The organism is Rhodovulum sp., assembly GCF_011048875.1.
GTDB classification, from domain to species: domain Bacteria; phylum Pseudomonadota; class Alphaproteobacteria; order Rhodobacterales; family Rhodobacteraceae; genus Rhodovulum; species Rhodovulum tesquicola.
On record NZ_DSDD01000178.1, the window covers coordinates 1 to 7086 of the forward strand.

5 protein-coding genes are annotated in these 7086 nt (G+C 69.6%); 1 reads left to right on the plus strand and 4 read right to left on the minus strand.

Annotated features, from left to right (window positions below):
* Positions 1-57: 57 nt before the first annotated feature.
* The gene (cobS, locus tag ENN83_RS06160) at positions 58-1026 is read right to left on the minus strand and encodes a cobaltochelatase subunit CobS (protein WP_287185253.1); all 969 of its coding nucleotides are present in this window, start codon (positions 1024-1026) and stop codon (positions 58-60) included.
* Between the two features lie 752 nt (positions 1027-1778).
* On the opposite strand from cobS, the gene ENN83_RS06165 reads away from it, so the two are divergent.
* Positions 1779-3155: an FAD-binding oxidoreductase gene (locus tag ENN83_RS06165; RefSeq protein ID WP_287185254.1), complete on the plus strand. Its 1377-nt coding sequence runs from the start codon at positions 1779-1781 to the stop codon at positions 3153-3155.
* Positions 3156-3360: 205 nt separating this feature from the next.
* Here the strand turns inward: ENN83_RS06165 and recN are convergent, their stop codons facing one another.
* The 3 genes from recN to lpxC form a co-directional block, all read right to left on the minus strand.
* Positions 3361-5013 carry a DNA repair protein RecN gene (gene recN, locus ENN83_RS06170; RefSeq protein ID WP_287185256.1) on the minus strand — a complete coding sequence of 551 codons (1653 nt, stop codon included), beginning with the start codon at positions 5011-5013 and terminating at the stop codon, positions 3361-3363.
* 24 nt (positions 5014-5037) lie between these two features.
* On the minus strand, positions 5038-5883 hold the full coding sequence (locus ENN83_RS06175; protein ID WP_287185258.1) for an outer membrane protein assembly factor BamD: 846 nt from the start codon (positions 5881-5883) through the stop codon (positions 5038-5040).
* Between the two features lie 127 nt (positions 5884-6010).
* Positions 6011-6928, minus strand: coding sequence for a UDP-3-O-acyl-N-acetylglucosamine deacetylase (lpxC, locus tag ENN83_RS06180; protein WP_287185260.1), 918 nt, complete (start codon positions 6926-6928; stop codon positions 6011-6013).
* Positions 6929-7086 lie beyond the last annotated feature (158 nt).

Genomic DNA, 7086 nt, shown 5'->3' on the forward strand with positions numbered 1-7086 from the left:
CTTCTTCTGGCCTCAAATATCCCCGCCGGAGGCACGCGCCCGCAAGGGCGCGTCCACCTACCCGACGGCGACGCTCGCCGCACTTTCGGGCAGTTCCTCGTCGAACAGCCGCTGGTAGAACTCGGCCACAGTGGCGCGTTCCAGCTCGTCGCACTTGTTCAGGAAGGTCAGCCGGAACGCATAGCCCACATTGCGGAAGATCTCGGCATTCTGTGCCCAGGCGATCACCGTGCGCGGACTCATCACCGTGGAAAGATCGCCATTCATGAAGGCCGTGCGCGTCAGGTCGGCCACCGTCACCATGTGGCCGATGGTCTTGCGGCCCTTGTCGCTGTTGTAATGCGGGCACTTGCCCAGCACGATCGCGCATTCGGCGTCATGGGACAGGTAGTTCAGCGTGGCGACCAGCGACCAGCGGTCCATCTGGCCCTGGTTGATCTGCTGCGTGCCGTGATAAAGCCCCGTGGTGTCGCCCAGGCCCACCGTGTTCGCGGTGGCGAACAGCCGGAAAAAGGGATGCGGCGTGATCACCTCGTTCTGGTCCAAGAGCGTCAGCTTGCCGTCCGCCTCCAGCACCCGCTGGATCACGAACATCACATCGGCCCGGCCGGCATCATATTCGTCGAAGACGATCGCGCAGGCATTGCGCAGCGCCCAGGGCAGGATGCCCTCCTGGAACTCGGTCACCTGCTTGCCGTCGCGCAGCTTGATCGCGTCCTTGCCGATCAGGTCGATCCGGCTGATATGGCTGTCGAGATTGACCCGCACGCAGGGCCAGTTCAGCCGCGCGGCAACCTGTTCGATATGGGTGGACTTGCCGGTGCCGTGATAGCCCTGGATCATCACCCGGCGGTTATGGGCAAAGCCCGCCAGGATCGCCAGCGTCGTGTCCGGGTCGAACTTGTAGGTCGGGTCGATGTCGGGCACGCGATCCGTGCGCTCCTCGAACCCCTTCACCACCATGTCGGTGTCGATCCCGAATACCTCGCGCACCGAGATTTCCTCGGCCGGTTTGACTAGGCTCATGATGCTCGATCCGTCCAGCTCGCTTTCCTCGCGACGTAGTGGAGCATATCGCCCGGGCGCGCAAGGGGAAGGGCGGAATCCGATGCGACCGGGGCGCATGCGAGGCAACCGTTTGTCAATCTTTTCAAGGCATCTTGTGGCCGAGACGAACTGTCCGGGTGACGCCCCCGCGAATATGGGTCATGGTCGGGCGCGCCGCTCTGACGGTTCCAGGGAACGTATCGCCGATACGCGAGTGTCGTGGTTGTCAGTTCCATCGGCGATCGCCGCATGTGCGCCCGAAGCCGGGACGCACTTGCGGACCCCGCCCGCCGCTGCGATGGCGGGCGGGGCTTCTTCGCCCGAGCCGCAGCGCCGCGTGGACCCGCCCTGCCTGGACCTCGCGCGTCCCATGCACCCGCGCCGCGGCCTCACCCGGCATCCTCCGCGCAGAACGCTTTTCCCCGCCGCCCCGGCCCGTGCGGGCCGATGCCGGACCGCTGGCAGGCGGCCGCGGCGACGAATCCGTCACCTCCGCCCCGGCACCGGCCGGGTCCGGTCCCGGGGATCCGCCCCGGTCCCGCCCGGCAGGGCGCCTACCGCTCGCTGTGCCCGGCGACACGGATTCCGTTCCGGGTTGAAATTATCCGCATTGGCGCAGGGTGGATCCCGCTTTTCCGCCCCTTTCGGCAACGCGGCGCGCGTTCTGCTTTCGCCTGCCGCCGGTCTCGCCTAGGGTGCCCGTCGTCGCCCGCAGAGCAAGGAGTTGCCCGATGCCCCTTCCCGCCGAAGCCGTGACCGTGTTGGGCAACATCCTGGGCAACCGGATCAGCCTTTCGCGATCCGATCTGGACCTGCACGGCCGCAGCGAAGCGTGGTTTCCGCCAACCCCGCCCGAGGCGGTGGTCTATCCCGAAACGACCGAGGAAGTCGCCGCCATCGTGCGGGCCTGCGCCGCGCATGGCTGCCCGCTGACCGCCTGGGGCGCGGGCAGCTCGCTGGAGGGCCACGCGCTGGCGGTCAAGGGCGGCATCAGCGTCGATTTCACCCGGATGAACCGGGTGCTGAAGGTGAACCCCGGGGACATGGACGCGGTGGTCCAGCCCGGGGTCACGCGCGAGGCGCTGAATGTCGGGCTGCGCGCCACGGGGCTGTTCTTCCCGGTCGATCCGGGCGCGAACGCGACGCTGGGCGGCATGGCCTCGACGCGCGCCTCGGGCACGACCGCCGTGCGCTATGGCACGATGCGCGAGAACGTGCTGGGGCTGCAGGTGGTGCTGGCCGACGGGCGGGTGATCCGCACCGGCACGCGGGCGCGCAAGTCGGCGGCGGGCTATGACCTGACGGGGCTGTTCGTGGGGGCCGAGGGCACGCTGGGCCTGATGACCGAGCTGACGGTGAAGCTTTACGGCCAGCCCGAGGCGATCTCGGCCGCGGTCTGCGCCTTCGATGCGATCGGGCCCGCGGTCGAGACGGTGATCCAGACCATCCAGACGGGCATTCCGATGGCCCGGATCGAATTCGTCGATGCCGCGACGACGGCGGCCGTCAACGCCTATGCGGGCGCCAGCTTCCCCGAAAAGCCGCATCTGATGGTCGAGTTCCACGGCTCGACCGCGGGCGTCGCCGAACAGGCGCAAGGTTTCGGCGAGATCGTGGCCGACAATGGCGGCTCGGGCTTCGCCTGGTCGTCGCTGCCCGAGGAACGCAACGCGCTCTGGACCATGCGGCACAACGCCTATTACGCCTGCCTCGCCTCGCGTCCCGGCGCGACGGCGCTGGTGACTGACATCTGCGTGCCGATCTCGCGGCTGGCCGAGGCGGTCGAGGAGACCCGCGCCGACATCGCCGCCTCGCATGTGCCGGGGCCGATCCTGGGCCATGTGGGCGACGGCAATTTCCACGCGATCCTGCTGGTCGATCCGGGCAACCCGGTCGAACTGGCCGAAGCCAGGCGGCTTGCGCACCGGATGGTCGAGCGCGCGCTGCGGCTGGGCGGCACGATCTCGGGCGAGCACGGGATCGGCATGGGCAAGCTCGGCCACATGGCCGCCGCGCATGGCGAGGCCTGGGAGGTGATGGGCGAGATCAAGCGCGCGCTCGACCCCGCGGGGCTGATGAACCCGGGCAAGATGCTGCGCCAGGGCTGAAACCGTTCCGAGCCGGACCCGCAGCGGCGACCCTCCCGCCCCCGGCCTGCGCGGGGCTTGCGCCCCGCTGGTCCGGCGTTGGGCCGGGCGCGCCCGCCAGGGCGGGCGCGCGCCTCCGGCGGGGATATTTCAGGCCAGAAGAAGCAGGCGATGCCGGACCCTGCCGGGGGGGTGTCGGCATGCCGGTCGCGCGATTCGCGCGCCCCTATCGCGCCAGCAAGGCGCGGGCGGCGGCGCGGGCCTCGTCGGTGATCGTGTCGCCCGAGAGCATGCGCGCGATCTCGTCCACCCGGGCCGGGGCGTCGAGCGGGGTGACTGAGGAAAGCGTGCTGCCATGCGCGACGCGCTTTTCCACGCGCCAGTGATGGCCGGCCCGCGCCGCGACCTGGGGAGAATGGGTGACGACGAGCACCTGCGCGCTGCGGCTGAGCTCGGCGAGGCGGCGGCCCACCGCATCCGCCGTGGCGCCGCCCACGCCGCGGTCGATCTCGTCGAAGATCAGCGTGAGCGGGCTGGAGCCCTGCGCGAGGCAGACCTTGAGCGCGAGCAGGAAGCGCGACAGCTCGCCGCCCGAGGCGATCTTGTCCAGCGGACCGGCCGGCGCGCCGGGATTGGTGGCGACCGTGAAGCTGACCAGGTCGATGCCTTCGGGGCCGGGCTCGGCGCGGGTGATGGCGGTGGCGAAACTGGCGCGGTCGAGTTTCAGCGGCGGCAATTCGGCGGCCATGGCGGCATCGAGCCTGCGGGACGCGGCATGGCGGGCCGCGCTCAGCGCGGCGGCGGCGGCATCATAGGCCGTCCCGGCCGCATCGCGCGCCTTTTCAAGCGCGGCAAGGTCATGCGCGCCTGCATCCAGCGCGGCGAGCCGGGCGCGCAGCCCGTTGGCGAAAGCGCCCAGATCGTCGGGCAGCACCGAATGCTTGCGCGCCGCCGCACGGATCGCGAACAGCCGTTCCTCGGTGGCCTCCAGCGCGCCGGGATCGAATTCGAGCGCCTCGAGGCAGGTTTCCACCCCCTGCCCGGCCTCGCCCAGTTCGATCAGCGCGCGCGACAGCGCCGCGATCGCCCCGTCGAGCCGCCCCTCGGCGCGGTCGGCCACGCCGTCGAGCCAGCGCAGCGCGTCGCCCATCCGCCCCTCGGCGCCCTCGCCCGGCCCCAGCGCGGCCAGGGCGCGGGCGATATCCTCGCGGATGCGGTCCGCCGCCTGCATGGCGCGGCGGCGCGCGTCGAGTTCCGCCTCTTCGCCGGGACGGGGGCAAAGCGCGTCAAGCTCGGCGACGGCATGGCGCAGGTACTCCTCCTCGGCGCGCAACGCGGCCAGCCCCGCCTCGGCCTCGGCCAGCATGCGCTCGGCGCGGGCCTTCGCCGACCAGGCCGCGCGCAGCGCCTCGACCTCGGGCTCCAGCCCGCCAAAGGCATCCAGCAGCGCGCGATGGCTGCGCGGGTTAAGCAGGCCGCGGTCATCCCGCTGGCCATGCAGTTCCACCAGCGCGTCGGACAGCGCGCGCAGCACCTCGCCCCCGGCGCGGCGGTCATTGACCCAGGCGGTCTTGCGCCCGTCCACGCTGTTGACGCGGCGCAGGATCAGCTCGTCCCCGCCGGGCAGCCCGGCCTCGTCCAGCACCGCGCGCGCGGCATGGCCGGGCGGCAGGTCGAACACCGCCACCACCTCGCCCTGGCTGGCGCCTGCGCGCACCAGATCGGCCCGGCCGCGCCAGCCCAGCACGAAGCCCAGAGCATCCAGCAGGATCGACTTGCCCGCCCCGGTTTCCCCGGTCAGCACGTTCAGACCGGGCCGGAACGCAAGCTCCAGCCGGTCGATGATCAGCACATCCCGGATGTCGAGACTGCGCAGCATCGCCACCCCCCTCGACCGGTCAGATCAGAGCCATTCGCCCTTGATCATCTGGCGATAAACCGTCCGCAGGAAGCCGGTGCCGATCGGATCGGGCTCCAGCCCCCTGCCCTTGAGCAGCTTGTAGGCATCGGCATACCAATCGGTGCCCTGGAAATTGTGGCCGAGGATCGCACCCGCGGTCTGCGCCTCTGCATCGAGGCCCAGCGCAAGATAGGCCTCGACCAGCCGCAGCAGCGCCTCGGGCGTGTGTGTGGTGGTCTGGAAATCCTCGACCACGACGCGGAACCGGTTGATCGCGGCGGTGTGGTGGCCGCGTTTCAGATAGTAGCGCCCGACCTCCATCTCCTTGTCCGCCAGATGGTCGAAGGCCAGGTCGAATTTCAGGATCGACGAGCGGGCATATTCGCTGTCGGGATAACGCTCGATCACCGTGCGCAGCGCCTGCAACGCCTGGAAGGTCATGCCCTGGTCGCGCCCGACAAGGTCGATCTGGTCGTAATAGGACAGCGCCAGCAGGTATTGCGCATAGGCGGCGTCGTCATCGGCCGGGTAGAAGTCGATATAGCGCTGCGCGGCGGTGCGGGCGTCCTCGTAGTCGCGCGCGCGGTGATGGGCATAGGCCTGCATGATCAGCGCGCGCTTGGCCCATTCGGAATAGGGGTAAAGCCGCTCGACCTCGCCATAAAGGCGGGCGGCTTCCTTGGGCTTGCGGTTGGTCTCCAACTCGACCTCCGCCTTCTGGTAGATCTGTTCGGCGGTGAAGGCCTCCAGCGGCTGCTCGCGCCGCGACCCGATCGCCCCGCAGGAGGCCGTCAGCGCAAGGAGAACGACCGCCCCCACTGCCCGGATGCGTATGCTGCGCTTCGCCATCTGCCCGCTACCCCGTCCTCGGATCGTCCAACCACCGTTCATGCGCGTTCGCCGCGCGCGATTATGCGGCTGTCCTAGCACAGATAATCGGGAGGCAAAACGCCTTTGGGTCGGAAAAAAGCGCGCCTCAGGCGACCGCGCGCAGGTCGGCCGCCTCAAGGCAGGCCCCCGGCAGCCGGGCGGCCTCGGCCGGCGAACAGGTCACCAGCCGGAACGCACCGGGACGGGCAAAGAGCGCGCGAAGCAGCCGGTTGGTCAGCGCATGCCCGGCCCGTTCGCCGCGATAGCGGCCAAGGATCGGCACAGCCGCCAGCGCCAGGTCGCCCAGCGCGTCCAGCATCTTGTGGCGCACCGCCTCGTCGGCATGGCGGAAACCGCCGGGGCTGAGCACCCGGTCGCCCTCGACCACGACGGCATTCTTCAGCGAACCGCCCAGCGCCAGACCCGCCGCGCGCATCGCCTCGACATCGGCATTGCGGCAGAAGGTGCGGCTGTCGCTCAACTCGCGCAGGAAGGCGCCATTGGCCATGCTCAGCCGCTTGGCCTGATGGCCGATGGCGCGGTCGGCAAAGTCGATCTCGAAATCGATCTCCAACGTGTCGGCGGGCGACAGGCTGGCCCGCGCATCGCCCTCGCTCACCTCGACCGGTTCGAGGATGCGCAGCACGCGCACCGGCGCGGACAGGCGGCGCAACCCGCGCGACAGGAAACCCTCGACGAAGGGCTGGGCCGATCCGTCCATCACCGGCACTTCGGGGCCGTCGATCTCGATCAGCGCGTTATGGATGCCACAGCCCGCCAGCGCGGCCATCAGATGCTCGACCGTCGACACCTCGGCCCGGCCATTGGCCAACTTGGTGCAGAGCCGCGACGGCACGACCGCGTCCCAACGCGCGGGGATCAGCGCCTGCGCGCCGTCCAGATCGGTGCGGCGAAACCAGATGCCGTATTCGGCCGAGGCCGGATGCACGTTCATGCGAACGGCGCGGCCCGTATGCAGACCAATGCCGGAAAAGGTGATCGGGGATTTCAGCGTCGTCTGCACGGGGCCACCTGCTCATGTTCTTTGCGGACTTCGACCGGTCCATGACATCAGAGTTAGGCCCGCGCCGTTTTGGACACAATTCAAACTTTGCAACCATGTGAAACATCCCGCCCGCACCGATCGGCACCGCAGGATCGGGCTGCAACCCCATGATTTTC

Coding starts and splice junctions, on each gene's coding strand:
- cobS (WP_287185253.1), bottom strand. CDS start 1,026: ATGAGCCTAGTCAAACCGGCCGAGGAAATCTCGGTGCGCGAGGTATTC.
- ENN83_RS06165 (WP_287185254.1), top strand. CDS start 1,779: ATGCCCCTTCCCGCCGAAGCCGTGACCGTGTTGGGCAACATCCTGGGC.
- recN (WP_287185256.1), bottom strand. CDS start 5,013: ATGCTGCGCAGTCTCGACATCCGGGATGTGCTGATCATCGACCGGCTG.
- ENN83_RS06175 (WP_287185258.1), bottom strand. CDS start 5,883: ATGGCGAAGCGCAGCATACGCATCCGGGCAGTGGGGGCGGTCGTTCTC.